The 23,820-nt window shown below is 72.5% G+C and carries 24 protein-coding genes and 1 pseudogene; 14 read left to right on the forward strand and 11 right to left on the reverse strand.

The annotated features are described in order from the left end of the window. Positions 1-102 precede the first annotated feature (102 nt). The 3 genes from NIE111_RS06125 to NIE111_RS06135 all read right to left on the reverse strand — a co-directional run bounded on the left by NIE111_RS06125 (position 103) and on the right by NIE111_RS06135 (position 3,613). Positions 103-1,527 carry an ATP-binding protein gene (locus NIE111_RS06125; RefSeq protein ID WP_238683441.1) on the reverse strand — a complete coding sequence of 475 codons (1,425 nt, stop codon included), beginning with the start codon at positions 1,525-1,527 and terminating at the stop codon, positions 103-105. A gap of 98 nt (positions 1,528-1,625) precedes the next feature. Next, the gene (locus NIE111_RS06130; RefSeq protein ID WP_238683566.1) at positions 1,626-2,375 is read right to left on the reverse strand and encodes a response regulator; all 750 of its coding nucleotides are present in this window, start codon (positions 2,373-2,375) and stop codon (positions 1,626-1,628) included. Continuing rightward, the gene (locus NIE111_RS06135) at positions 2,354-3,613 is read right to left on the reverse strand and encodes a sensor histidine kinase (RefSeq protein ID WP_238683442.1); all 1,260 of its coding nucleotides are present in this window, start codon (positions 3,611-3,613) and stop codon (positions 2,354-2,356) included. Before NIE111_RS06135 ends, NIE111_RS06130 begins: the two co-directional genes overlap by 22 nt. 132 nt (positions 3,614-3,745) lie before the next feature. On the opposite strand from NIE111_RS06135, the gene NIE111_RS06140 reads away from it, so the two are divergent. Genes NIE111_RS06140 through NIE111_RS06155 form a run of 4 tightly spaced genes read left to right on the forward strand, consistent with a single transcriptional unit; the run spans position 3,746 to position 6,784 of the window. Beyond that, positions 3,746-4,642: an ABC transporter ATP-binding protein gene (locus NIE111_RS06140; protein WP_238683443.1), complete on the forward strand. Its 897-nt coding sequence runs from the start codon at positions 3,746-3,748 to the stop codon at positions 4,640-4,642. After that, positions 4,639-5,436, forward strand: a complete 798-nt coding sequence (locus NIE111_RS06145; RefSeq protein ID WP_238683444.1) for an ABC-2 transporter permease — start codon at positions 4,639-4,641, stop codon at positions 5,434-5,436. Before NIE111_RS06140 ends, NIE111_RS06145 begins: the two co-directional genes overlap by 4 nt. A gap of 2 nt (positions 5,437-5,438) precedes the next feature. Then, on the forward strand, positions 5,439-6,188 hold the full coding sequence (locus tag NIE111_RS06150) for a YqeB family protein (protein ID WP_238683445.1): 750 nt from the start codon (positions 5,439-5,441) through the stop codon (positions 6,186-6,188). 32 nt (positions 6,189-6,220) lie between these two features. Further along, positions 6,221-6,784 carry an SOUL family heme-binding protein gene (locus tag NIE111_RS06155; protein WP_238683446.1) on the forward strand — a complete coding sequence of 188 codons (564 nt, stop codon included), beginning with the start codon at positions 6,221-6,223 and terminating at the stop codon, positions 6,782-6,784. 1 nt (position 6,785) lies between these two features. Here NIE111_RS06155 and NIE111_RS06160 read toward each other — a convergent pair whose 3' ends face one another. From NIE111_RS06160 to NIE111_RS06170, 3 genes are read right to left on the reverse strand one after another with little or no spacing between them, the layout of a single operon-like run. Beyond that, the gene (locus NIE111_RS06160) at positions 6,786-7,820 is read right to left on the reverse strand and encodes a hypothetical protein (RefSeq protein WP_238683447.1); all 1,035 of its coding nucleotides are present in this window, start codon (positions 7,818-7,820) and stop codon (positions 6,786-6,788) included. A 43-nt stretch (positions 7,821-7,863) separates the two neighbouring features. After that, entirely contained in the window at positions 7,864-10,287 is a 2,424-nt protein-coding gene (locus NIE111_RS06165; protein WP_238683448.1) for an ABC transporter permease, read from the reverse strand. Further along, complete coding sequence (locus tag NIE111_RS06170; protein ID WP_238683449.1) at positions 10,281-11,030, reverse strand: ABC transporter ATP-binding protein; 750 nt, start codon at positions 11,028-11,030, stop codon at positions 10,281-10,283. The genes NIE111_RS06165 and NIE111_RS06170 overlap by 7 nt, the downstream gene beginning before the upstream one ends. 169 nt (positions 11,031-11,199) lie before the next feature. On the opposite strand from NIE111_RS06170, the gene NIE111_RS06175 reads away from it, so the two are divergent. The 3 genes from NIE111_RS06175 to NIE111_RS06185 all read left to right on the forward strand — a co-directional run bounded on the left by NIE111_RS06175 (position 11,200) and on the right by NIE111_RS06185 (position 13,715). Continuing rightward, positions 11,200-12,357 (forward strand): sensor histidine kinase, encoded by a 1,158-nt coding sequence (locus tag NIE111_RS06175; RefSeq protein WP_238683450.1) that lies wholly within the window; start codon positions 11,200-11,202, stop codon positions 12,355-12,357. Next, positions 12,354-13,022, forward strand: coding sequence for a response regulator (locus tag NIE111_RS06180; RefSeq protein ID WP_238683451.1), 669 nt, complete (start codon positions 12,354-12,356; stop codon positions 13,020-13,022). Before NIE111_RS06175 ends, NIE111_RS06180 begins: the two co-directional genes overlap by 4 nt. A 153-nt stretch (positions 13,023-13,175) precedes the next feature. Continuing rightward, the gene (locus NIE111_RS06185) at positions 13,176-13,715 is read left to right on the forward strand and encodes a DUF1697 domain-containing protein (RefSeq protein WP_238683452.1); all 540 of its coding nucleotides are present in this window, start codon (positions 13,176-13,178) and stop codon (positions 13,713-13,715) included. A 42-nt stretch (positions 13,716-13,757) separates the two neighbouring features. On the opposite strand, the gene NIE111_RS06190 is transcribed toward NIE111_RS06185, so the two are convergent. Next, positions 13,758-14,735, reverse strand: coding sequence for an MBL fold metallo-hydrolase (locus NIE111_RS06190; protein WP_238683453.1), 978 nt, complete (start codon positions 14,733-14,735; stop codon positions 13,758-13,760). 154 nt (positions 14,736-14,889) lie between these two features. Further along, on the reverse strand, positions 14,890-15,813 hold the full coding sequence (locus NIE111_RS06195; protein WP_238683454.1) for a serine hydrolase: 924 nt from the start codon (positions 15,811-15,813) through the stop codon (positions 14,890-14,892). A 52-nt stretch (positions 15,814-15,865) separates the two neighbouring features. On the opposite strand from NIE111_RS06195, the gene NIE111_RS06200 reads away from it, so the two are divergent. Together NIE111_RS06200 and NIE111_RS06205 are read left to right on the forward strand one after the other, a co-directional pair. After that, on the forward strand, positions 15,866-16,831 hold the full coding sequence (locus NIE111_RS06200) for a LysR family transcriptional regulator (RefSeq protein WP_238683455.1): 966 nt from the start codon (positions 15,866-15,868) through the stop codon (positions 16,829-16,831). Between the two features lie 97 nt (positions 16,832-16,928). Then, the gene (locus NIE111_RS06205) at positions 16,929-17,780 is read left to right on the forward strand and encodes an aldo/keto reductase (protein ID WP_238683456.1); all 852 of its coding nucleotides are present in this window, start codon (positions 16,929-16,931) and stop codon (positions 17,778-17,780) included. 68 nt (positions 17,781-17,848) lie between these two features. Here the strand turns inward: NIE111_RS06205 and NIE111_RS06210 are convergent, their stop codons facing one another. Continuing rightward, positions 17,849-18,379 (reverse strand): nuclear transport factor 2 family protein, encoded by a 531-nt coding sequence (locus NIE111_RS06210; RefSeq protein ID WP_238683457.1) that lies wholly within the window; start codon positions 18,377-18,379, stop codon positions 17,849-17,851. Between the two features lie 130 nt (positions 18,380-18,509). Between NIE111_RS06210 and NIE111_RS32385 the strand changes: the two genes are divergently transcribed. Next, positions 18,510-19,550 (forward strand): ArsR/SmtB family transcription factor, encoded by a 1,041-nt coding sequence (locus tag NIE111_RS32385; protein ID WP_372488291.1) that lies wholly within the window; start codon positions 18,510-18,512, stop codon positions 19,548-19,550. Positions 19,551-19,557: 7 nt separating this feature from the next. Here NIE111_RS32385 and NIE111_RS31915 read toward each other — a convergent pair. Further along, positions 19,558-19,677, reverse strand: a pseudogene (locus NIE111_RS31915) (hypothetical protein); the annotation flags it as partial. A gap of 14 nt (positions 19,678-19,691) precedes the next feature. Here NIE111_RS31915 and NIE111_RS06225 point away from each other — a divergent pair. Beyond that, positions 19,692-20,678, forward strand: coding sequence for an aldo/keto reductase (locus NIE111_RS06225; protein WP_238683458.1), 987 nt, complete (start codon positions 19,692-19,694; stop codon positions 20,676-20,678). A gap of 25 nt (positions 20,679-20,703) precedes the next feature. Here the strand turns inward: NIE111_RS06225 and NIE111_RS06230 are convergent, their stop codons facing one another. After that, complete coding sequence (locus tag NIE111_RS06230) at positions 20,704-21,219, reverse strand: GNAT family N-acetyltransferase (RefSeq protein WP_238683459.1); 516 nt, start codon at positions 21,217-21,219, stop codon at positions 20,704-20,706. A 130-nt stretch (positions 21,220-21,349) separates the two neighbouring features. Between NIE111_RS06230 and NIE111_RS06235 the strand changes: the two genes are divergently transcribed. Genes NIE111_RS06235 through NIE111_RS06245 form a run of 3 tightly spaced genes read left to right on the forward strand, consistent with a single transcriptional unit; the run spans position 21,350 to position 23,796 of the window. Next, positions 21,350-21,904, forward strand: a complete 555-nt coding sequence (locus NIE111_RS06235; RefSeq protein WP_238683460.1) for an NADPH-dependent FMN reductase — start codon at positions 21,350-21,352, stop codon at positions 21,902-21,904. Positions 21,905-21,931: 27 nt separating this feature from the next. Continuing rightward, entirely contained in the window at positions 21,932-22,945 is a 1,014-nt protein-coding gene (locus NIE111_RS06240; protein WP_238683461.1) for an ATP-binding cassette domain-containing protein, read from the forward strand. Then, a complete protein-coding gene (locus NIE111_RS06245; RefSeq protein WP_238683462.1) occupies positions 22,942-23,796 on the forward strand; it encodes an ABC transporter permease in 855 nt (284 codons plus the stop codon). Before NIE111_RS06240 ends, NIE111_RS06245 begins: the two co-directional genes overlap by 4 nt. Positions 23,797-23,820: the final 24 nt, after the last annotated feature.

Genomic DNA, 23,820 nt, shown 5'->3' on the forward strand with positions numbered 1-23,820 from the left:
TCACCAACTCGCACGGCAGGCCTCCCGCAGTTCGGCAGCGGTACGGCGGACCTACCGCACCGACATCCTCGGCCATGGGTACGGCGGACACCGGACGAAAGTTCAATTCCGGTACGCGGTAAGCAGATCCTCCGCCGACAGCACCCGGATGCCGTCCACGGCGGTGCCACTGCGCGACACGGCAACGACCGGCACCGACTCGTCGGCGCCGGGCAGCAGAGAGCGGTGCAGGAGCAGCCGGCCCAGGTCATGCGCGTCAAAGGGTCGGCTCTCCTGCCACTTGACCGATCCCACGAAGCTGATCCTCTGAGCGACTGGCGCACGGTCGGCGCCGACGATATCGATCTCCGGGTCGTTGGTCCGGGTCCAGTAGCCGCCGATCGTCGCCGCCTCCGCCGGAAGATGGTCACCGGGCAGCCGGCGCAGCGCCTCCCGGACGACAGGTTCGATGGCCCGCCCCCGCCAGGACGTCCACGACCGGTCGATCCGGTCCAGGGTCAGGTCGCCACGCCCCCGCTCGATCTCGGAGAGGTGTGGCCCGAGAAACGACAACCAGAAGCGCAGGTACGGATCGGCCACCGCGTACCGGGTCTCCCGCGACGGCTTGGTCGACAGCGGAACGGTGACCTCCACTGCCCGCTTCTGGGTCAGCAGGCGCAGGGCGCGGTTGAGGGACGCCTGCGGAAGATCCCCTGCCGCGCGGGAGATCAGCGAGAAGGTCCGCTCACCGGAACCGATGGCACGCAGCACCAGACCCGCCTGGGACTGGGGCGGGAACTCCGCCGCCAGGGCCCGCTCGCCGCTCACCAGCAGGGCAGAGGTCGGATCCCGTACCGCGTCGGTCAGATACTCGCGGACGGACGCACCGGTCGGCCACTCGTCGAGGATCAGCGGCAGACCGCCGGACACCAGGTAGGCGTCGAACGCGTCGGCGGCGGACAGGCCGAGCATGTCGCTGACGTCGGCCGGGCTCAGCGGCGGAATGACCATTTCCGTGGCTCGCTGGTGGAATGGCCTGCCGTAGTCGTTGAGGGCCTCCATCATGGCCAGGTCCGATCCGACGCAGATCAGCAGGACCGGCCGTCGGGACAACTCGCGATCGAAGACCTTCTGCAGCGTTCCCTCGAAGCCCGGGTCGCCAGCGATGAGGTACGGCATCTCGTCCAGGACGACGACGCTGGGCCGGTCGGACGGCAGCGCGGCGGCGAGCAGGGTCAGCGCGGCGTCCCAGGTCTGTGGTTGCTGCTCCCGAAGGATCTGCGCACCCGGCAGCGTCGAGGCGGCCGCCTCCTCCACGAAGAGGGCGAGCTCGGCTGCGACGCTCGGCTGCGCGGGGGCGGTGAAGAAGAGGTACGGCACCTCGGCCCGCTCCACGAACTCCTCGACCAGTCGGGACTTGCCTACCCGCCGGCGACCGCGCATGAGCAGGGCCCGCCCAGGCCGACCGGCACGGCCACCCCGTCGCACCCGAGAGAGCATGCCGCCCAGGAGATCGAGTTCACGGTCCCGCCCGACAAAGCCGTCCACGAACACCCCTGACACAACCAACGATGGAACAACCAAATTTGAGTGTAACCTCATCCGTGTTGGTGTGCCCGATCATTCGGCGCGTGTGAAACCGCTCGTCAGACGAGGCCGGCGTCGTGCACGAGCAGCGCCACCTGGACCCGGTTGTTCAGCTCCAGTCGGGTCAGCAGCCGGGAGACGTACGCCTTCACCGTCGCCACGCTCATGAACAACTCCCCCGCGATCTCCGCGTTGGTGTGGCCCCGCCCCAGCGCGACAGCCACCTGCCGCTCCCGCTCGCTGAGCCCGGTGAGCAGCCGCAACGCCCGCTCGCGGCGCGGGTCCGGGCCGACCGGGCCGGGGGCGGCTGCGGTCACGTGGGCGATCAACGTCCGGGTCACCGTCGGCGAGAGCGTCGCCTCGCCCGCCGCGACCCGGCGTACGGCTCGCACGATCTCCGCCGGTGGAGTGTCCTTGAGCAGGAAACCGGCCGCCCCGGCGCGGAGCGCCCGCAGCACCTGTTCGTCGGCGTCGAAGGTGGTCAGCACCAGCACCTCCGGCGGGTGCGGTTGGGCACGCAGCGCCTCGGTGGCGGTCAGCCCGTCCACCCGAGGCATTCGGATGTCCATCAGCACCACGTCCGGGGCGTACGCGGCGACGGCCGCCGGCACCTCGCCACCGTCGGCCGCCTCGCCGACCACTGCCAGGTCCGGCAGACCGCCGAGGATCATCGAGAGCCCGGCCCGGACCAACGCGTCGTCGTCCACGATCAGCACGCGTACCGGCGGCGCGGCCCCGCCGGCCGGCCCGGTCGCGTCCGGCGGTCCGGCTGCGCCGGCAGGGCTGGTCACGCCGGCCACGGCAGCCAGGCGGCCAGCCGGAAGTCACCGCTGTCGTCCCGACCGTAGGCGAGTCGACCGCCGGCCAGGGTCACCCGTTCGCTGATGCCGACCAGGCCGGTGCCGGCACCGGGCAGAGTGTCGCCGGCCGGCGCCCCGACCGGCCACCGATTGCCGATCGCCACTGTCAACCCGGCGCCCGGCCCGCCGGCCACGTCCACTGTGACGGCCGCACCGGCAGCGTGCTTGCGGGCGTTGGTCAGCCCCTCCTGCACGATCCGGTACGCGGCCCGGCCCAGCGCCGCCGGCACCTCCCCCGGGCTGGTGACGCTGTCGCTGACGTTCACCCGCACCCCGGCCGACCGCGACTCGGCGATCAGGGCCGGCAGGTCGGCGAGGGTCGGCTGCGGTGGCTCGGGGGCGTCGCCGGCACCGTCGTCCTCGGCCCGGAGCACCCCGATCACCTCCCGCAGGTCCTGGAGGGCGGCGTGCGCGCTGCCCCGGATCACCCCGGCGGCCCGGGCCACCTCGTCGGCCGGCGCGTCCGGGCGGAACTCCAGCGCACCCGCGTGCAGGCTGAGCAGCGAGATCCGGTGGGCCAGCACGTCGTGCATCTCCCGGGCGATCCGGGTGCGTTCGAGGTGGCGGGCCTGGGTGACCCGCAGTTGCTGCTCCGCCTCGGCCCGCTCGGCCCGTTCCCGCAACGACATGATCAACTGCCGGCGGGCCCGGACGAACATCCCCCAGGCCAGCACGGCGAAGCTGAGCACCACACCCCAGGACGCGGTCTCCCAGTACGACATGTGCGGATCCGGACGCACCCAACTGAAGACCAGGTTCGTGAGAAGGCCGGCACCGGTGACCGCGATCGCGACGGCCGTCCGTCGATGCACCACCACTGTGAAGTAGAAGATGAGAAGTGGAATGGCGGCGGCCAGCGCAAACAGGGTCAGCGGTGTCGTGGCCACCAACAGCCCGAGCGGCCACCGTCGGCGCAGCCAGAGCAACCCACAGCAGACAAGACCGAGCAGCGCGTCAACGCCGGTCATCCAGTCGTACGGCAGCGGGACCGCCATCGCCGGATCCGGCGACAGGGCGTCCGCGGTGACGAACAGCACCCAGAGCAGGGAGACCAGGAAGGCCAGGGTGTCGACCGCCCAGTCCCGGGTGGTGCGGCGCGGCCGCCGGGTCGCCGCGTCCGGGCTGACCGCGCCGGCCAGCGCCCCGGGCAGCAGCCAGGGGTGCTCCGGGACGGCGATGCTGGTCACGACGCCATGCTAGGCAGCCGAGGGGCGACCCGACCAGCTACCAAAGTCGAGATCCGATGATCGACCAAGGTCGACGGGGCACCGACCGGTGGCCGCAGCGGATGGCCGGGCGGCGCGGGCAGTCTGAACCGCATGATCACCGTGGAGAACCTCACCAAGCGATACGGGCCACACCCGGCCGTGGACGACGTGTCGTTCCAGTGCGAGCCGGGCACCGTCACCGGCTTCCTCGGCCCCAACGGCGCCGGCAAGTCGACCACCATGCGCATGATCTGCGGGCTGACCACGCCGACCGCCGGCCGCGCGACCGTCTCCGGGCACCCGTACCAGGATCTGCCCAACCCGGGGCGGGAGGTCGGCGTGCTGCTGGACGCCTCCGCCCAGCACGCCGGGCGCACCGGCCGCGAGGCGTTGACGCTGTCCGCGTACACAATGGGTCTGGACCGGCGCGAGGTCGCCGCGAAGCTCGACCTGGTCGGGTTGAACGCGGTGGCAGCGAAGCGCCGGGTCCGGGCGTACTCCCTGGGCATGCGCCAACGGCTCGGGCTGGCGCACGCGCTGCTCGGCGACCCCCGGGTGTTGATCCTCGACGAGCCGGCCAACGGCCTGGACCCGGAGGGGATCTTCTGGATGCGCGGCCTGCTGCGCGACTTCGCCGACCGGGGCGGCACCGTCCTGCTCTCCTCCCACCTGCTGCGCGAGGTGGAGGCGGTCGCGGACCGGCTGGTGGTGATCGGGGGTGGCCGGATCGTGGCTCAGGGCGACAAGAACGAGTTGCTGGCCGGCGGCGGCACCGTGGTCCGGGCCCGCGACGGTGCGGCGCTGCGCCGGGCGCTGGAGGTGGCCAACCTGAGCGCCGCCGACAGCTCGGAGGGGCTGCTCGTACAGGCCGACGCCGAGGCGGTCGGCCAGGCCGCCGCCGATGCCGGCGTCGCGCTGGCCGAACTGCGCCCCGCCACCGGCGGTGGCCTCGAACAGCTCTTCCTCACCCTGACCGCCGGCGAATCGACCAAGGAGGCCGTCCGATGACCACCACCACCGCGCCCGCCGCCGGTGCCGTCGCGCCCCGGCACCACACGCCGGTACGCCGACCGTCGCTTCTCCGGCTCACCGCCGTGGAGGTGCGCAAGCTCGTCGACACCCGGGCCGGCCGCTGGCTCCTGATCACCATCGGCCTGGTCACCGCCGCGATCGTCACCCTGCAACTGATCTACGCCGGGGACGCCGACCAGACGTTCCCCAACTTCTTCGTCCCCTCGCTGCTGCCGGTGTCGGTGCTGCTGCCGGTGCTGGGCATCCTGTCGATCACCAGTGAGTGGTCGCAGCGCACCGCCCTCACCACGTACGCACTGGTGCCCCGCCGGGAGCGGGTGGTCGCCGCGAAGCTGATCGCCGTGTCGCTGACAGCGCTCGCCTCGGTGCTGGCCAGCCTCGCCGTCGCCGCCGTCGGCACGCTGGTGGCGTCCGCCACCGGCGGGGCGGGCACCTGGGAGTTCGACTGGTCGCTGGTCCTGAACGCGGGAATCCTCCAGGTCACCAGCGTGTTGATGGGTGCCGCCTTCGGTCTGCTGCTGCTCAACCCGCCGCTGGCGATCGTCGGCTACCTGCTGCTGCCCACCCTGTGGGGGGTGCTGGGCGAGATGGTCAAGCCGCTGCGCGGTCCGTCCGAATGGCTGGACACCAGCAAGACCATGGAACCGTTGTTCAGCAGCGACGCCATCACCGGCGAGCAGTGGGGGCGGGTAGCGGTCTCCCTGTTGGTCTGGATGGTCCTCCCGCTGGCCGCCGGCCTGTTCCGGACGCTGCGCCGCGAGGTGTCCTGATCATGGACGTGGCCGGCTACCGTCCGCGCACCGTGGTCAGCGGTGGCCCGCTGGAGCTGGCGGTCATGTGGGGTGGCTTCCCGCTGCTCGGCGCGGGCGCCGGATGGCTGCTCGCGGCGGCGACGGGCTGGCTCGCCCGGCTGCCCTGGGTGCCGTTCAGCGACCTGATCGAGTGGTTGGACCGGCTGCCCGAGCCGCAGGCCACCGCCGGCACCATCGGTGTGGGCGTCCTGGCCGGCCTGGTCATCGCCGGGATCGGCACCGCCGAACGGTTGATCGTCACCGTCGACGGGGCGCAGGTCCAGCTGCGCCGCTCCGATGAGAACCGGACCATCGCCCGGGTCGACACCCGGGTGGTCTTCCTCGCCGACAAGCACCTGGTGCTGCTCGACGCCGACGGCGCGGAACTGGTCCGGGAGTCGACGGACCTTCCGGCCGCCCAACTGGCGGCGGCGTTCCGGGAGCACGGCTGGGGCTGGGCGGACGACGACCCGCACCGGTCGGCGTACCGGCTGTGGGTTCCGGACCTGCCCGGATTGCCGGCCGGCGCGGACGCGCTGCTGCGCGCCCGGGATCGGGCCATCCAGCGGGACCGCCGCGACGACGCCCGGGAGCTGCGCCGCGAGCTGGGCCAGATCGGGGTGGTGCTGCGCGACGAGGGCAAGCGGCAGTACTGGCGGTTGACCACAAAGGCCCTCGCCCCCGGGCCGGAGCGGCCGACTTCGGCCGAGCGGGAGGCGGACGGGCGGTAGCGTCTGTCCCAGCAGACCCTGGGAGCCGCGCGATGACCGAACAGCAGCCGTACCGGGTGGTGTCCCGACACCCCGGCTTCGAGCTGCGTCGGTACCCCGCCCACCTGGTGGCCGAGATGCAGATCCAGGCATCGTTCACCCGGGCGCCGATCGAGGCGTTCCGGCCGCTGGCCGCGTACATCGGTGGCGCCAATCGGGCCCGGCACCCGATCGGCTCCGCCGCTCCGGCGATGGCGGCGGCCGGCGGCTCGGAAAAGATCGCCATGACCGTGCCGGTGGTGCAGATCGAGGGTGAGTGGCCGGGCGCGTACCTGATCCAGTTCGTCATGCCGGCCAGCTTCACCACCGCCACCCTGCCCGAACCGGTGGACGCCCGGGTGCGGATCCACGCGGTTCCGGCGCGGCTGGCTGCGGCGATGCGGTTCTCCGGGCGGTGGACGGAGCAGGCGTTCAGTCAGCGGGCCACAATGCTTGGCCGGTCGGTGACCGCGGCCGGGCTGCAACCGACAGGCGCGATTCGGTACGCGCGCTTCGACCCGCCGTGGAAGCCGTGGTTCCTGCGCCGCAACGAGGTGGTGCTGCCGGTCGTCGAATGAGCTAGCGGAGCTGCCGACGATCCTCGACGCTGGGCCGCGCCAGCAGCACTGCCATACCCAGCCCGGAGAGCAGGCCGGCCAGGGAGGCCAGCAGATCGGAGTCGGCGGCGTGGATCGGGCTGTTGCCGGCCAGGGCGGTGAACGTCGCGCCGATCGGCATCATGATCATCATGGGAATGGCAGTGGCCACCAGGAACACCACCGGGCCCACAAGCGCGATGAGCGCGGCCAGGGCGTGGTGCCACCAGATCGGCCGACCGCCCGGCCAGTCCCACGCCAGCAGTGTGACCCCGGTGAGCAGCACCGCCCCGAGAGCGACCTCCGGCAGGAGTCGTGTGCCGGGCGCTGTGGCACGGACCAGCCCGACGCCGAGCAGGGCCACCACTGTGAGACCGACCGCCAGCCCGACACGAACCCGGGTCCGCGCCGGAGCCGCCGCCAGCGCGGCACCGACTGCCACTGCCACCAGCAGCGCCGCGGTGACCAGGGCGCCCTGGTTCAGCTCCGGCTCCCGGTCGGTCGGTGACTCCATCGCGGCCGCCACCAGCGTCAGCACCCCGGCCACGCAGGCCGCCCCGGTCAGCACCCGCCGGTCGGAAGCCGGAGGCGTGCCGCGCTCCCGTCCCGACGACGTACCAGGCTCCCGCGCTGGCAGCGTGCGGCGCTCCCACCAGAGCAGAAGCGCCGTGACCACGCCGAGCACGGCGCACCCGGCGACGGCGAGCAGCACCGTCGCGTCGGAGCCGATCGGGTCGGCCCGGTCGATCGCCACGTCGGCGGCGACCCAGCAGCCGCCCAGCACCACCGCCGGGCCGCCCCACCGCATCAGCCCTCGCCCGGCCAGCACCAACCCGAGCGGCACACCCATGATCGCCATGAACCGCAGGTCGCGCGCCCAGTAGGTGTTGTTGCCCGGCAGGTGCTCCGACCACGGGCCGAGCGGCTCGGTCAGCGGTTGCCACGTGGTCATGCCGTACGCCCAGAGCACGACGGCGGCGGCGGAGAGGAGCAGCCCGACCGGCCGCGCGGATCGCATCAGTGGACGGTAGCGGCCCAACCGCCAGTGCGGGAGGGCGCGGTCATCCGCCGACCGGTGACCGGGCGGGACTGTGGCGCAGCAGCCGCCACGTCGGCAGCACACTGGACAGCACCGCGAGCAACAGACACAGCCCCACCACACCGGCGACCACCGACCACGGCATCACCAGGTCGACGGGGGCACCGACCTGCTCGGCGAGGCCGGCGCTGATGCTGAGCAGACCGACGAACGCGACGGCACCACCCAGCAGCGCGCCGATCAGGACCACCAGTGCGGACTCCGCCGTGACCAGCCAGATGACCTGCCGTCGGGTCGCCCCGGCCATCCGGATCAGCCGCAGGTCCGCGGCGCGGCCGGCAGCGGCCAGCAGCAGCGTGTTGGCCACCGCGATGGCGCCGTAGCCGGCGGACACCCCGATCAGCAGCAGTGTGAAGAGCCAGACGAGGCGGTCCTCGGCGGCGTCCGCCTCGGCCGCCCAGCCCGGGACGTCGAGGATCCGCGCGCCGACCGGTGGATCGATGCGATTCCGGACGAACACGGTGGACGTCAGCGCCGACGGGTCGTGCGCCCGCACCACGGCCCGGGGTACGAGCAGGTCGCCGGGGATCGAGGTGTCGTCGACCACGGCGACGACACGCAACGACACAGTCGTCCCGTCGGCGAAGACCACCGGGTACGGCTCGGACGGCAGCCGGTTCGCCGAGGCGGTTACCACCACAGTGTCGTCACCCCTCAGATCGTTCAGCGAACCGGCGACGACGGTGAGCACCCGGTTCGCGGCGGCGAAGCCCTCCGGGTCCACGCCGAGCGCGGTCATCGGCCGGTTCGGCGGCGACGTTCCGGGGTCGGTGCGGTAGACGGTGGTCGGCAGGAGGGCGGTGCCACCGGTCGCGGTGACGGCCCGATCGGACAGGCCGGGCGCACGGTCCGGCACGACGATCCAGCCGGCGTTCACGTTGTCCGCCCGACCCGCGGCATACGCGGCGGTGCTGGTGCGCACCATTCCGGACACCAGCACCGCGAACGCGACAGTGAGCAGCACCGGCGCGGCGATGGCGGCGGTCCGCCGGGTCGCTGTCAACGCCCCGCCCCGGACCAGCATCCCGATCGCGCCACCGGGGCGGCGCACCGGAGAACGCAGCAGCCACACCAGCGGCCCGACCACCACCGGGGCGAGCACAGTGGTGCCGGCCACCAGCGCCATCACCGCGTAGAGCGCGTACTGCGCCCCCACCCGCGCCTCGTCGGCGGTCGCCGTCCCCACACTGAGCGCGGCCCCCGCCGCGAGAAGCAGCACCCCGGTGGCGGCGCGCAGCCGCCCGATCGGTCGCTGCTCCACAGCAGCCTCGCGTAACGCCTCCAACGGGCGGACCCGCGCCGCCCGGCGGGACGCCGACCAGACGGCCAGCAACGCGATCACCGGCCCGGCGGTGAGCGAGACCGCGACCGGCCAGAGTTCGTAGCGGACCCGGAAGGTCGACGGTTCGTAGCCGACGTCGACCAGCAGCCGGCCCAGCAACGGGGCGAGCGCCGCGCCCACCAGCAGGCCGACGAGCCCCGCCGACACGCCGACGGCGAGCGCCTCGGCGTACACCATGCGGCGGACCTGGCGTCCGGTGGCGCCGACGGCGCGCAGCAGGCCCAGCTCGCGGCGGCGCTGCGCGATGGTGAACGCGAAGGTGGAGGCGACCACGAACACCGTGACGAAGCCGGCGAGGGCTGCCGTGGCGGTGAGCACCTGCATGCCGATCCACCGGGTACGGGCGTCGCCGCGCGGCTCCAGCGCACCACGGGCGGCACCGGTGAGCACCCGTCCGTCCCCGGCGACGACTCCGCGAGCCGCAGTGGCGACGCGCTCGGGGTCGGCGTCCGGGGCGAGCACCAGCCCGATGGCCCGCACGCCGGGCGCGAGCGCGGCGGCGACCTCGTCCGCGACATGGACGCCGGGTCCGTCGACCAGACCGGTGACTGTGTACGACTCCGGGCCCGCCGCGGTCAGCACTGTGACCGGTGCGCCGACGCGCAGTCCGAGCGCCCTGTCGACGACCACCTCGCCGGGCCGGCGGGGCTGCTCGCCGGCGGTGAGGCGCAGCCCACCGAGTTGGGCGCTGGACCAACCGTGCCCCTGGTAGGAGTCCTCCCGCCGGGTGTCGGCGGCCGAGGGCCGGCCGTCGACGAGCGGCTGGGCGTAGAAGGTGCGGTCCGGCACCGCCGCCACCACGTCCGGCAGACCGGCCAGCCTGCCGGTCAACTCCGCCGCCGCGCTGGCGGACCAGGGCCGGGTCGGCACGAACTCGTCAGCTGACGCACCCGCCTCGGGGCTCTGCACCACGACCGCCGCCCGCGTCAGCCGGTCCGGCACCTGCGGGCGGCCGGAAGCGAGCAGCAGGGTGGCCGCCGCGACCAGCGTGACCCCGATGGCGACGGCCACGAACGCGCTCGCCGACCGCCGGACGCTCAGCACGACGACTCCGCGACGGTCTCCCGCTCGGCGATCCGGGCGGCGACGACGGCGGCGGTGATCGGGCCGGTCAGCTCGTCGACGACGCGGCCGTCGGCCAGCAGGAGGACCCGATCGGCGTACGCGGCGGCGGCGGGATCGTGGGTCACCATCACGACGGTCTGCCCGTGGTCGTCGACGAGCGTTCTCAGCAGCCGGAGCACCTGCCGGGAGGACGCGCTGTCCAACGCCCCGGTCGGCTCGTCGGCGAAGACCACCGCCGGACGGGTGATCAACGCTCGGGCCACGGCGACGCGCTGCTGCTCCCCGCCGGACAGCTCACTCGGCCGGTGCCCGGCCCGGTCGGCGAGGCCGACGGCGTCGAGGGCGGCGGCCACGTCCCCGGCCGGCGGGCGGCGGCGGGCCAGACGCGACGGCAACTCGACGTTCTGCGCGGCGGTCAGCGTGGACACGAGGTTGAACGCCTGGAAGACGAAGCCGATCCGGTCCCGCCGCAGCCGGGTCAGCTCGTCCTCACCGAGGTCGTTGAGGCTGGTGCCGTCGATCGTGACGGTCCCCTCGGTCGGACGGTCCAGCCCCGCCGCGCAGTGCAGCAGTGTGGACTTCCCCGAGCCGGAGGGGCCCATCACCGTAGTGAACGTGCCGCTCGCGAAGCTTGTGGTCACGCCGTCGAGCGCCGTCACCCGCCGGGTCCCGGTGCCGTACACCGCGCGCAGCCCCGTCAGGGTCACCGTGTCTGTGGTCATGACCGTTACCGTGCCGAATGCCGGGGGTGCGGCGCGTCGTGCCGGGGCGGGCACTTTCCGGCCCTCCCCCGGGTGGACGCGGCGGCCCGCAACCGCCGGCGGGTCGTCCTGCGGGATGACCACCCGCAGGCGGACGCGGCCAGCCCAGTCGGCCGTTACCGTTCGACGGATGACCGCTCTTCTGCTCACCCGACGGATGCGGCCGGTGGACCTGTACAGGGTGGACGCCCTGCTGGCGGTGGCCGTCGGTGGGCTGCTCTGCCCGTACGCCGCGCTGGAATCGCCGCTGCACGGCGGCGTACGCGAACCGCTCTGGGTGTCGGTGCTGGTCGGGATGGCCCTCGGGCTGCCGTTGGCCGTCCGGCGACGGTGGCCGATGACGGTGGCCGTCGTGATCAGCTCGATCACCACCGTTGCCCTGATCACCGGGGTGATACCCAACTTCGCGGCCGCCGCTCCGGCGTTCGCCATCGGCCTGTCCTTCTACACGGTGGCCGTGTTGACGCCCACCCGCCGGTCGATGCTCTGCGCCGCCGGTTGTCTGGCGTTGGTGAGCGTCGGCCTGGCGCTGACAGCTGGCGACCTCTGGTCGCGGACCGGCGGTGTCGTCTACGCCACAGTCATGGTCGCGCCGGCCTGGGTGATCGGTTGGCTGATCCGGGAGCGACGCGCCCTCGCCACCCGGCAGAGTGATCAGCTGGTCCGTCAGGCCGCCACCGAGGAGCGGTTGCGGGTGGCGCGTGAACTGCACGACGTGGTCGCGCACACGCTCAGTCTCATAGTGGTGAAGGCGGCCGTCGCCAATCACGTCGCCGAGGCCGACCCCCGCGAGGCGGGCGCCGCGCTGCGGGTCATCGAGGAGACCGGCCGCACCGCGCTGACCGACGTCCGTCGGGTGCTCGGCGTGCTCCGCGAGGACAGCCCGTACGCGCCGACACCAGGGCTGGACGAGTTGCCCCTCCTCGCCCGGCAGGCGGCGATCGGCGGCGTCGACGTTCAGCTCGACGTGCGGCGGGACGAGCCGACCGGCGCGGTGCCGGAGTCGGTGGGCCTCGCTGTGTACCGGATCGTGCAGGAGGCGGTGACGAACGTGGTGAAGCACGCGGCGCCGGCCGCCTGCCGGGCTACGGTGACCGTCCGGCCCGACGAGGTGCGGGTGGAGGTGACCGACGACGGCCAGCGGCCGGTCCTGCTCGGCGGGGAGGGGCACGGGTTGATCGGCATGCGGGAACGGGTGGCGTTGCACGGCGGGGAGTTCCGCGCCGGCCCCCGCTCCGACGGTGGCTTCACGGTGACGGCCAGCCTCCCCTACCGGGTGGCCGCGTGATCCGCGTGCTGATCGCCGACGACCAGGCGCTGCTGCGCGGCAGTTTCCGGCTGCTGGTCGACCTCAGCCCGGACTGCACCACTGTCGGCGAGGCGGGCACCGGTGTGGAGGCTGTCGCGTTGACTGGCCAGCACCGGCCGGATGTGGTGCTGATGGACGTCCGGATGCCGGAGATGGACGGCATCGAGGCGACCCGGCGGATCTGCGCCGACCCGGCGACGGCCGACACCCGGGTCATCATCCTGACCACGTTCGACCTCGACGAGTACGTCTACGGGGCGTTGCGCGCCGGGGCCAGCGGGTTCCTGCTCAAGGACACCCCACCGGCGGACCTGCTGACCGGGATCCGGGTGGTCGCCGCCGGAGAGGGGCTGCTCGCGCCGACGGTGACCCGCCGGCTGATCGACGAGTTCGCCCGGCAGCCGGAGCCGACCAGGCCGCTGCCCCGGCGCCTCGACGGGGTGACCGACCGCGAACGGCAGGTGCTCGCGTTGATCGCCCGGGGCCTGTCCAACGCGGAGTTGGCCGCGCACCTCAACCTCAGCCAGGCCACCGTCAAGACGCACGTCGGGCGGCTGCTGACCAAGCTGGCGGTACGCGACCGCGCCCAACTGGTCATCGTCGCGTACGAGACGGGCCTTGTGGGTCCCCACCGGTCGGGGTAGCGAGGTCGTGTCTCGACGTGGGCGAGTTGACCTCCAGGAAAGACCGGTGATTCGCTGGGTGGCGGCCGGCGGTGGAAGCCTATCGATCCCGTCCGACAGCTCCGCTCACACCGCTAGGCTGACGCCGGACCCATGTGGACGGAGGAGGACGGGATGACCCGGTACGTCGCCCTGCTGCGTGGGATCAACGTCGGCACCACCCGACTGGCGATGGCCGACCTGCGCCGGATCGTCACCGACCTCGGGCACGCCGACGTCACGACGTACCTGCAGAGCGGCAACGTGGCCTTCGGCAGCTCGGTGCGCGACGCGGAGAAGCTGGCCGCCGGCATCGCTCGGGCGCTCACCGACGAGCTGGCGTTGACAGTGCCGGTGCTGGTGCGCAGCGGCCGCGAGTTGGCGGCGATCGCCGGCGGCAACCCGTACGCCGACCGGGAGGACGACCCGACGCGACTGTTGGTGGCCTTCCTCGCCACCGCACCGAGCAAGTCCAGTGTGGACGCTTTGGCTGTGCCCGGTGGCGAGAACGTGTCGTTCACTGTGACCGGCCGGGAGGTGTTCCTGCACTACGTCGACGGCGGCTACGGGCGGTCGAAGTTCACGAACGCGTACCTGGAGAAGAAGCTCGGCGTGGTGGCCACCTCCCGCAACTGGAAGTCGGTGCGGGCCCTCGCGGAGATGACCGCTTCCTGACCGGGGTGGGGGCCACTGCTCGGCGACCCCCACCGACGCTGCTCAGAAGTGGTAAGCGGTCTCGTACTCGGGGACCAGCACGCGGCTGCGCGGCGAGATCCGGCGCACCGCCGCGATCATCTCGTTCAGCCGGGTGCGATCGGTCGGGGCGACCGGCGGCGGGTTCCGCAACGCCGTCTCGAAGTTGTCGTAGTGCACCGGCACCACGACCTTCGGGTAGTCGAGGCCGGCCAGCAGCCGGGGCAGGTAGTCGCCGGTGGTGGTGGCGTTCTGCATGGCCACCATCGCCACGTCGGGCGCGAGGCCGGTGAGGTTCCGCTCGGCGACGTCGCTGGCCCCGGTGAAGTAGACCGACGGTCCGCCGTCGACCCGCAGCAGGTAGCCCAGCGTGTCGCCCTCCGGGAGGTCGGCGATGGTGGCCGGCTGCGGCGGCGGGCTGACCCGCACCCCGGGAAAGGCCACCGAGTACGACGGGTTGCGGCTGTGCAGTGAGCCGACCACCTCGACGCTGTGGTCGCCGAAGTCCAGCACCTCCCCACCCTTGACGGCGCTGAGCTGCGTCGACGGCAGCCCGTAGGCCAACCCCAGGTGGTACGCGGTCAGCGTGCCGAACACCCGTGCGCCGGTGCGCTCGGCGATGTACGGCACGTCCATGAAGTGGTCCCAGTGGGTGTGCGTGACCAGCACCGTCGTGGCCCGGTCGACCCGCGGGTCGATCACGTCGGTGCGCACCGTCAACGCGGTATCGGTCTTGAACGCCCCGGTGAACAGCCCGGTGTCGATCCGGCTGAGGAACGGGTCGACGAGAACGGTGCGGTCGCCGATGTCGACGCGCCAGCCGGCCGTACCCCACCAGCGGAAGCTGACCGCGCCCTTGCGGCGAGCGGTCGGCGTGGGCGCGGCGGTCGAGGGTGCGGCCTGGGCCGGGGTGGCGACGCCGGCGGCGAGGCCACCGGCGGAGACCAGGGCGGTGGTGGCGGCGGCGTCGCGCAGGAAGCGTCGGCGGTCGAGACTGGGCATGCGGATCTACTCCCCGTGGTCGGGTGATGTGTCGACCACGAGCCAAGCAGTGGCACCGGGCGCCAGTCCAAGATCAAGGGCCGTCGGCTTTGATACGCCAGCGGATATCGGTCCTGCTCAGCGGGGGTGCGGCGGCGGGCGGAGGGTCGCGAAATCAGTCGCCGCGCAGCGCCTCGACGGCCGTCCGGGCGGCCTCCCCCATCGCCAGGTCCACGTCGATGCGGCGCGCAGTCAACTGTTCGGCGCGGGCGAAGACGGCGATCGCGTACCGGCCGCCGTCGGGGTATTCGGCGACCCCGGCCTCCAGGTGGAACCCGGGCAGGGTGCCGGTCTTTCCGGAGACCCGGACGCCGGGCGGGAAACCGGCGGCCAGCCGGGTCCAGAAGATCTGCCGGGCCATCCAGGTGCGGACCATCGCGCAGGCCGCCGCCGGCCCGGCCTCGTCCCGCCAGATCAGCGTGAGCAGCCGGGTGATCTCCCGGGCGGTGCTGGACGTGGTGTGCGCGGGGTCGAAGACCCGCATCGCCCGGACCCGGTCCGCCGGCAGCGTGGGGAAGATCCGGGCGAACTCCGCCTCGGTCCGGGCGCCCACGTCGGCGAGCATCATCTCGACCAGTTCCCGAGGGCCACCGAGGACGCGGGTACGGGTCAGCCCCAGCTCGACGGCGAGCATCGGCAGCAGGTCCGGGCCGACCCGGCGCAGCAGCAGATCGGCGGCCGTGTTGTCGGTGACCGACATGGCGAAGTACGCGAGGTCGCGTAGCGACACCTCGGCGTCGTCGTCACAGCCGGCCAGACCCCACCCACCGAGCCGGTCGGCGGCGGTGACCAGTACCCGCTCGGTCGGGTCCAGCTGACCGGCCTCGACCTGCCGGGCGAACTCCAACACCAGCAGGATCTTGAAGATCGAGGCGATCACCACCTGCTCGTCGGCCCGCACCCCGACCTCACCGGGCCCGCCGACCGGTCCGCCGTCGTCGACGACTCTCAGGTCGACGGCGTCCAGCTCCACGACGTGCAGGCTGGCCGTCACCCCGACGGCGGCGAAGATGGCCTCGATCCGTTCCTCCACGTCCACGCCAGCACGGTATCCAGCGCCGCAGTGGTCGCGCTGGCGTAGGGTCCCGGCCGTGGATCTGCTCCGGCACCTGCGGCACTTCGTGGTGGTCGCACACGAACTGCACTTCGGGCGGGCCGCGGAGCTGCTCGGGATGGCCCAGCCGCCACTGAGCCAGTCGATCCAGCGGCTGGAACGGGAGCTGACTGTCGAGCTGTTCGACAGGTCCCGCCGGCAGGTGCGCCTCACCACCGCCGGGGAGCTGCTGCTCGGCGAGGCGGAGGAACTACTCGCCGGCGAGGGTCGGCTCCGCAGCCTGATGGGGCAGATCCGCGCCGGTGAGCTGGGCGTACTCCGCGCCGGGGTGCCACCGGAGACGCCCGCCGTGACGCTGCGCTCACTGCTGGACGGGCTCACCACCCGGGCGCCCGGCCTGGACGTGGAACTGCACGAGCTGACCACTGCCGAGCAGGTGCGGATGCTCACCGAGCGGACCCTGGACGTGGGGCTCGTGCATCACCCGGTGGCGGCGGACGGGCTGCGCTTCGGCGCCCCGGTCGACGTACCCCTGGGGGTGCTGCTGCCGCGCACCTCGCCGCTGGCCCGCGGCCGCGAGGTGACGCTCGCGTCGCTGGCCGGTCTGGACCTGGTGGCCGCTCCCCGCGCCACCGCCCCCGGCTGGCACGACCACCTGCTGGCGGTGTGCCGGCAGCACGGGTGGCGCCCGGCCCGGGTGCGTCCGGCCCGCAACCCGGAGTTCCTGTGCGGGCTGGTGCTGGCCGGCGGCGGGGTGGCAGTGGAACCGGCGGCGGTGGCCCGCCGGGAACCCCGGATGGCCTGGCGGCCGATCAGCGACGCGCCGCTGACCAAGCGCACCTCGGCGGCCTGGCCGGATCGGTCGGCGCACCCGGCGGCGGCGATGTTCGGCCAACTCGCCGCGGAGGTGCTGGCCGACGCCGAGCCCACAGCTCCCGCGCCGGCCGCGACGTCGGTGCCGGCCGCACGGCCGTGGCCGGTGCTGTTCGACACGACCGGGTGAACCGACGGGCCGTCGCGTTCGTCACCCCCGATTGGGCGGTGGATCGTCCACCCACCCGGGTATGGATGACAGGAAACGAAGACGAGAAGGAGCCGCAGTGGCAATCACGATTCCCGACATCAGCCTGAACGACGGCACCACCATTCCGCAGCTCGGCTTCGGGGTGTTCCAGATCGAGCCGAAGGACACTGTCGCGGCGGTGACCGCCGCCTTCGAGGTGGGCTACCGGCACATCGACACCGCGCAGATGTACGGCAACGAGGCCGAGGTCGGCGAGGCGGTACGCGTGTCCGGCCTCGACCGGGGTTCGGTCTACGTGACCAGCAAGCTGAACAACGCCTTCCACCGCCCCGACGACGCCCGCAGGGCGTTCGACTCGACGCTCGCGGCGCTGAAGATGGACTACATCGACCTGTTCCTGATCCACTGGCCGCTGCCCACCCTCTACGACGGCGACTACGTCTCGACCTGGAAGGTGCTGGAGGAGTTCCAGCGCGACGGCCGGGCCCGCTCGATCGGCGTGTCGAACTTCCAGGTGTCGCACCTGGAGCGGCTGGCCGCCGAGGCGAGCGTCGTGCCGGCGGTCAACCAGATCGAGGCGCACCCGTACTTCACCAACGACGAGGTCCGCGCCTACGGCCGTGAGCACAACATCCTCACCGAGGCGTGGTCGCCGATCGCGCAGGGCAAGGTGCTCGACGATCCGACGGTCGTCGACATCGCCGGGCAGCTCGACCGGACCCCGGCGCAGGTGGTGCTTCGCTGGCACGTGCAGCGCGGCGACATCATCTTCCCGAAGTCGACCACCCCGAAGCGGATCGAGGAGAACACCCGGATCTTCGACTTCGAGTTGGACGACGCCGCGATGGAGCGGATCACCGCGCTGGACAAGGGCGAGGCGGGCCGGCAGGGCCCGAACCCGGACACCTTCGCCTACCTGCCCAACTGACCTGGGCCGCCGAGGGGCGGGCGCCGCAGCGGTGGCGCCCGCCCCTCCCCCCGATGCGACCCCCCTGGTCAGACGCGGCCCACGGAGTCCTGGTTCTGCAGCACGAGCCACCGGCCGTGCTGGTACGTGTAGCTGACCCCGATCAACAGCGGCACCCTGGTGCCGGTGGCCGGCACCGCGTAGACGGAGTCGAACAGCACGAACCCGGTCCGGCAGCCCACCACGGTCCGTTTGGCCACACTGAATGACTGGGTCCAGGAATCATCGGCGAAGAACCCGCGCAGCCAGTCCACGGTGGCCCGTTTGCCGTCGAGCACCTCTCCGTCGGAGGCGAAGACGGAGGTGACCTCGGGGTGCAGCAGCGCGGCGAAGCCGTCCAGGTCGCGCCGGGCGGTGGTCTCCACGTACGCCCGGACGGCGCGGTCGAAGGCGCGCTCGCAGCCGTGGGCCGTCGCGTCCCCGGTTGTGGTGTCGCCCGGGCCGGGGGTGGCGGCCGACACCGCGGCCGGAGCGGCGGCGAGGAGGCCGGCGGTGAGCCCGAGCAGGGCGATCGTGCGGCCGAGCCGGCCGGCGGGACGGGCGGAGGCGGGTGGGCGCATCGGTTTCTCCTCAGGAGGGGTGGTGTTGCCGTCGCAGCCAACCCGGCCAGCGACGCAGTCGGCCAGTGATTCGAACCCACTCGAATGCGGACGGCACATCGATGCCACCGCTTGTACGATCCGCGCTGTGATGGTCACGCATCTGGACGGTTCGAGCCTCGCCCGGCTCCGGTTGGCGATCTCGCCGGCCTGGGAGGTGACGTCCTGGCTGCGGGCCGCGCTCTCGCGATTCGGGCATCCGGTGCACGGCGATCCCGGTCCGGCCGCCCGCGCCGCGCTGCGGCACCCCGACGTAGCCCTGGTCGCGGAGCTGGTGACCCCGCCCGGCCGGGTCGGCTACACGCCGGACCTGCTCACGCCGAAGCCGCCGCTGGGCCCGCTCGACGCGATCTTCGAGCAGCAGTTGGCGGCCATGGCGGCGACCCCTGCCAACGAGGTGGCGACGCAGGTGAACGAGCGGTTCCCGACGGGCCCGATGCCGACGCGGGTCCGCGCGGCGGTCGAGGACGGCACCCTCGCCCGGCGGGTCACCGATGGGCTGCGGCACTTCTGGCGGACCTCGCTCGCCGAGCAGTGGCCGGCGGTGCGGGCCACGCTGGAGGCCGAACTGGCCGTGCGGGCCACCGCGATGGCCACCGCCGGGGTGGGCAGCATGCTGAACGGCCTGCACCCGAAGGTCGGCTGGACCGGCAGGTCGCTGACCATCGACAGCTCGTACCGGATCACCACGGCGCTGACCGACGCGGAGCTGGTGCTCGCGCCGTCCGCGCTGGCCTGGCCCCAGGTGTCCACCCAGCTCTGCGACGAGGGCAACGCCGTGCTGGTCTACCCGGTCGGCGCCGGACGGGCGGACCAGCGCCGGGCGGGTCGGCTCGGTGACCTGGTCGGTGCGAGCCGGGCGGCCATCCTGGCGGACCTGGACGTGCCCCGGTCCACCGGGCAGCTCAGCGAGCGCCACCGGCTGGCCCCGGCCACCGTCTCCTACCACCTGGGGGTGCTGTTGCGCTCCGGTCTGGTGGTGCGCACCAGGGAGCGGCACAGCGTGCTCTACCGGCGGTCCGACCACGGGGACGGGCTGGTCGGCTGCCGGCAAGGTCAGGGCGCGACCCGCGACGTCGTGCTCCGCCCACCAGCCGCGCGAACCGGGGCGAGATACCGAGCAGCTCGGTGACCAGCTCACGGATCGCCGGGTCGGCCGGGTAACGGCCGTAGGCGGCCCGCAGGTCCGCCACTGAGCGCTTGACCTGGAGTGCGCTCCAGCCGGCACTGTGACTCGTGCGCCCACAGGTAGGGCGCACGAGAGGAGACCCCCATGCGGTACCGCACAATCGGCGCCGACCCGGCGACCCGGCGCGAGGTCAGCGTGCTCAGCCTCGGCGCGATGCTCTTCGGCAGCGCCACCGACGAGGCCACCTCGTACGCGATCCTCGACCGGTACGTCGAGGCCGGCGGCACATTCATCGACACGTCGGACAACTACGCGTTCTGGGTGGACGGCGGGCAGGGCGGGCAGAGCGAGGAGCTGCTCGGCCGGTGGCGGCGCAGCCGGGGCGTCGGCGCCGAGATCGTCATCGCCACCAAGCTGGGCGCCCGACCGCTGGCCCCGGGGACCAGCTACCTGGACAACGCCGAGGGCCTCTCCGCCAAGGTGATCCGTGAGTCCGCGGAGCGCAGCCGGGAACGGCTCGGGGTGGAGCGGCTGGACCTGCTCTACGCGCACATCGAGGACCGAACCGTGCCGCTCCAGGAGACCGTGGAGGGCTTCGCCGAGCTGGTCGCCGAGGGCACTGTGGGTCTGCTGGGCGCCAGCAACCACCGGGCCTGGCGGGTGGAGCGGGCCCGCGCGTTGGCCGCCGCCGCCGGCCTGCCGGGGTACGAGGTGCTCCAGTACCACCGCAGTTACCTGCCGAACCGCACCGACCTGATCAGCGAACTGGACCCGGACGGCGAGCCGGGCGGTGTCAGCGGTGACCTGCTCAGCTACCTGCGGGCCGAGCCCGAGTTGACCCTGGTGGCGTACTCGCCGCTGCTCAAGGGGGCGTTCACCAGGGCGGACAAGCCCCTCAGCTCGGCGTACGACCTGCCGAGCGCGCCACGGCGACTGGCCGCGCTGCGGGAGGTGGCTGAGCAGAGCGGCGCCACCGTCAACCAGGTGGTGCTCGCCTGGCTGCTGGGCGGGGAGCTGCCGTCCATTCCGCTGGTGGGCGCCTCGTCGGTGGCGCAGCTGGAGGAGAGCCTGGCAGCGGTCGACCTGGAGCTGACCGCCGAGCAACGGCACCGCCTCGACACCACCTGGTGACCTGTCACCGGCCGCCCCGCCGACCTCAGCTCACCGTCGGTGGGGCGGTCAGGTCGAGCTGCCAGTCGTTGGCCCGCATCATCTGCCCCGGCGGGTATTCGAAACCGGTCTCGCCGAGCAGCGTGAAGCCGGCCTTGCGGCACACAGCGTTCGAGGCGGGATTGTCGACAGAGGGGTAGGCGTGGGCGTAGTGCCGGTCCCGTCGGGCGCGGGCCACGTCCACCACGGCGCGCACCGCCGCGGTCGCCAGCCCCTGCCCCCGGTACGCGGGCAGCACCGCCCAGCCCAGCTCGTACACCGGCTGGTCGCGCCACTCGCGGGCCCAGTAGCCGACGCTGCCCGCCCGCACCCCGTCCGCCAGCACCAGCGTGAACATGCAGCCCTGCTCGGTGCCCGAGAAGTGCACGTAACGATCGTGCCGGGCGAGCACCTGCTCGTCGGTCTCCGGGCCGCCGGTGTGCTTGCGGGTGTCCGGTGAGTTGAGCTGCCGCAGCAGGTCGAGGTCGTCCTCGTGCCACGGCTCGATGCGTACCTGTGCCATCGCGCCCCCGTTCGTCGACCCCCAGTCAAGCGGATCCCACCGACATTTCGCCCCGAACCGCGCCCGCTAGATCGGATCTAGCGGGCGCGTGTCGTCACCTCGCGCCTTCAGTGTGGAAGGGAGGTGGGCCATGGCACAGTTGCGGATCGCCGTGATCGTCGGCAGCACCCGGGAGGGACGAGTCGGCGACCGGCTGGCGGCCTGGTTCGTCGAGCAGGCCGTGCGGCACGACGACCTGGCGGTGACTGTCGTTGACCTGACCGAGTACGACTTCCCGGCCACCTACCCCGCCGAGCCGACCGCGTCCATCCGGGCGTTCGTCCGCGAGGTGGGCCGGGCGGACGCGTTCGTCGTGGTCACCCCCGAGTACAACCACAGCTTCCCGGCGCCCTTGAAACAAGCCATCGACTACGCGTACGACGAGTGGCAGGCCAAAGCGGTCGGCTTCGTGTCGTACGGCTGTCGCTCCACCGGCCAGCACGCGGTCGACCAACTACGTACCGTCTTCACCGCACTGCACGCGATGACGGTGCGCGACGTCGTCGGGATCGACCTGCTCGCCGGCGAGCCGACCGCCCAGTGCACCGACGAACGGCAACGCGACGTCGGCGTCCTGCTCGACCAGCTGCGCTGGTGGGGTCTGGCACTGCGCGACGGCCGGGCGGCTCGACCCTACGTCTCCTGAACACGTCCAACACGAAAGGTAAGGATCATGAGTAGACGCACCACCGGTCTGGCCATCGAGGCCGAGGGGCTCACCCGCTCGTTCGGGGACACCCGGGCGCTGGCCGGCATCGACCTCCAGGTGCCCGCCGGCACCGTCTACGGTCTGCTCGGCCCGAACGGCGCGGGCAAGACCACAGCAGTCCGGGTGCTCGCCACGTTGCTGCGACCCGACGGCGGTTCCGCCAGGGTCTTCGGGCACGACGTGGTCACCGAGGCCGACAAGGTCCGTTCCCGGGTCAGCCTCACCGGCCAGTACGCCTCCGTCGACGAGGACCTGACCGGCACGGAGAACCTGGTGCTCCTCGCCCGCCTGCTCGGCCTGCGCAAGCCGGCCGCTCGGGAGCGCGCCGCGGCCCTGCTGGCCGCGTTCGGTCTGACCGAGGCGAGTGACCGCCAGGTGAAGAAGTACTCGGGCGGGATGCGGCGACGCATCGACATCGCCGCCAGCATCCTGAACACCCCGGATCTGCTCTTCCTCGACGAGCCGACGACCGGTCTCGACCCGCGCAGCCGCAACCAGGTGTGGGAGATCGTCCGGGCGGTGGTGTCCCACGGCACGACGGTGCTGCTGACCACCCAGTACCTCGACGAGGCCGACCAGCTCGCGGGACGGATCGCTGTCGTCGACAACGGCCGGGTGATCGCGGAGGGCACCCCTGGTGAGTTGAAGTCGTCGATCGGCTCCGGCACCGTCCACCTGCGACTGCGCGACCCCGCTCAGCGCCCCGAGGCGGAGCGGGTGCTCCGGGAGGCACTCGACGTACCGGTGCAGCTCGCCGCCGATCCGGTGGCGTTGACCGCCCGCGTCGGCGAGGCCGGCACCGACCTCGACGCCAGCTCCCAGGCCGCTCGCGTGCTCGGCGACCTGGCCCGCGCCGGCATCGTGGTCGACAACTTCTCCCTCGGCCAGCCGAGCCTGGACGAGGTCTTCCTGGCCCTGACCGACCACCCCGCCGTGCCGACCGACGAGCGCGACGACGAGCTGGAGGCAGCCCGATGAGCGACACCACCACCACTACCGAACGGGCGCCGACCGTCTACGTCCCGTCCGCCGAGGCGCTGGCGACAGTGCTCGCGCCCGGTTCCCGACCGCCTCGGCCGAGCGCGCTGGGCGCGTCGCTCACCTTCGGCTGGCGGGCCATGCTGAAGATCAAGCACGTGCCGGAGCAACTCTTCGACGTGACCGCGTTCCCGATCATCATGGTGCTGATGTTCACGTACCTGTTCGGTGGCGCCCTGGCCGGCAGCCCGCGCGAATATCTGCAGTTCTTCCTGCCCGGCATCATGGTGACCAGCGTCGTCATGATCACCATGTACACCGGCATCGGCCTCAACACCGACATCGAGAAGGGCATCTTCGACCGGTTCCGGACGCTGCCCATCTGGCGCCCGGCCGCCCTGGTCGGCATGATCTTCGGCGACGTGCTGCGCTACATCCTCGCCGCCGTGGTGATCCTGGGGCTCGGGCTGGTGCTCGGGTTCCGCCCCGAAGGCGGGGTGGTCGGGGCCGTCGTCGGGATCGGGCTGCTGGTGGTCTTCTCGTTCGCGTTCTCCTGGGTGTGGACGTTCTTCGGCCTGATCCTGCGCAGCGAGAAGTCGGTGATGGGGGTCAGCATGATGGTGCTGTTCCCGCTGACGTTCCTCAGCAACGTCTTCGTCGAGCCGAGCACCATGCCCGGCTGGCTCCAGGCGTTCGTGAAGGTCAACCCGGTGACGCAACTGGTGGCCGCGATCCGCGGAGCGATGAGCGGCGAGTCGGACCCGTCGGCCACGATGTGGCTGCTGCTCTGGAGCGCCGGCTTCGTCCTGGTCTTCGGCACCCTGACCATGTACAGGTACAACCGCCGCTAACCCCACCCCGCCCACCCCACCCCA

Source organism: Micromonospora hortensis, from assembly GCF_022230935.1.
In the GTDB taxonomy this organism is placed as follows: Bacteria; Actinomycetota; Actinomycetes; order Mycobacteriales; family Micromonosporaceae; genus Micromonospora; species Micromonospora hortensis.

Bases quoted from the DNA above. Each gene is read 5' to 3' on its own strand.
- NIE111_RS06140 (WP_238683443.1), top strand. From the start codon at position 3,746: ATGATCACCGTGGAGAACCTCACCAAGCGATACGGGCCACACCCGGCC.
- NIE111_RS06145 (WP_238683444.1), top strand. From the start codon at position 4,639: ATGACCACCACCACCGCGCCCGCCGCCGGTGCCGTCGCGCCCCGGCAC.
- NIE111_RS06150 (WP_238683445.1), top strand. From the start codon at position 5,439: ATGGACGTGGCCGGCTACCGTCCGCGCACCGTGGTCAGCGGTGGCCCG.
- NIE111_RS06155 (WP_238683446.1), top strand. From the start codon at position 6,221: ATGACCGAACAGCAGCCGTACCGGGTGGTGTCCCGACACCCCGGCTTC.
- NIE111_RS06160 (WP_238683447.1), bottom strand. From the start codon at position 7,820: ATGCGATCCGCGCGGCCGGTCGGGCTGCTCCTCTCCGCCGCCGCCGTC.
- NIE111_RS06170 (WP_238683449.1), bottom strand. From the start codon at position 11,030: ATGACCACAGACACGGTGACCCTGACGGGGCTGCGCGCGGTGTACGGC.
- NIE111_RS06175 (WP_238683450.1), top strand. From the start codon at position 11,200: ATGACCGCTCTTCTGCTCACCCGACGGATGCGGCCGGTGGACCTGTAC.
- NIE111_RS06185 (WP_238683452.1), top strand. From the start codon at position 13,176: ATGACCCGGTACGTCGCCCTGCTGCGTGGGATCAACGTCGGCACCACC.
- NIE111_RS06190 (WP_238683453.1), bottom strand. From the start codon at position 14,735: ATGCCCAGTCTCGACCGCCGACGCTTCCTGCGCGACGCCGCCGCCACC.
- NIE111_RS06210 (WP_238683457.1), bottom strand. From the start codon at position 18,379: ATGCGCCCACCCGCCTCCGCCCGTCCCGCCGGCCGGCTCGGCCGCACG.
- NIE111_RS32385 (WP_372488291.1), top strand. From the start codon at position 18,510: ATGGTCACGCATCTGGACGGTTCGAGCCTCGCCCGGCTCCGGTTGGCG.
- NIE111_RS06225 (WP_238683458.1), top strand. From the start codon at position 19,692: ATGCGGTACCGCACAATCGGCGCCGACCCGGCGACCCGGCGCGAGGTC.
- NIE111_RS06230 (WP_238683459.1), bottom strand. From the start codon at position 21,219: ATGGCACAGGTACGCATCGAGCCGTGGCACGAGGACGACCTCGACCTG.
- NIE111_RS06235 (WP_238683460.1), top strand. From the start codon at position 21,350: ATGGCACAGTTGCGGATCGCCGTGATCGTCGGCAGCACCCGGGAGGGA.
- NIE111_RS06240 (WP_238683461.1), top strand. From the start codon at position 21,932: ATGAGTAGACGCACCACCGGTCTGGCCATCGAGGCCGAGGGGCTCACC.
- NIE111_RS06245 (WP_238683462.1), top strand. From the start codon at position 22,942: ATGAGCGACACCACCACCACTACCGAACGGGCGCCGACCGTCTACGTC.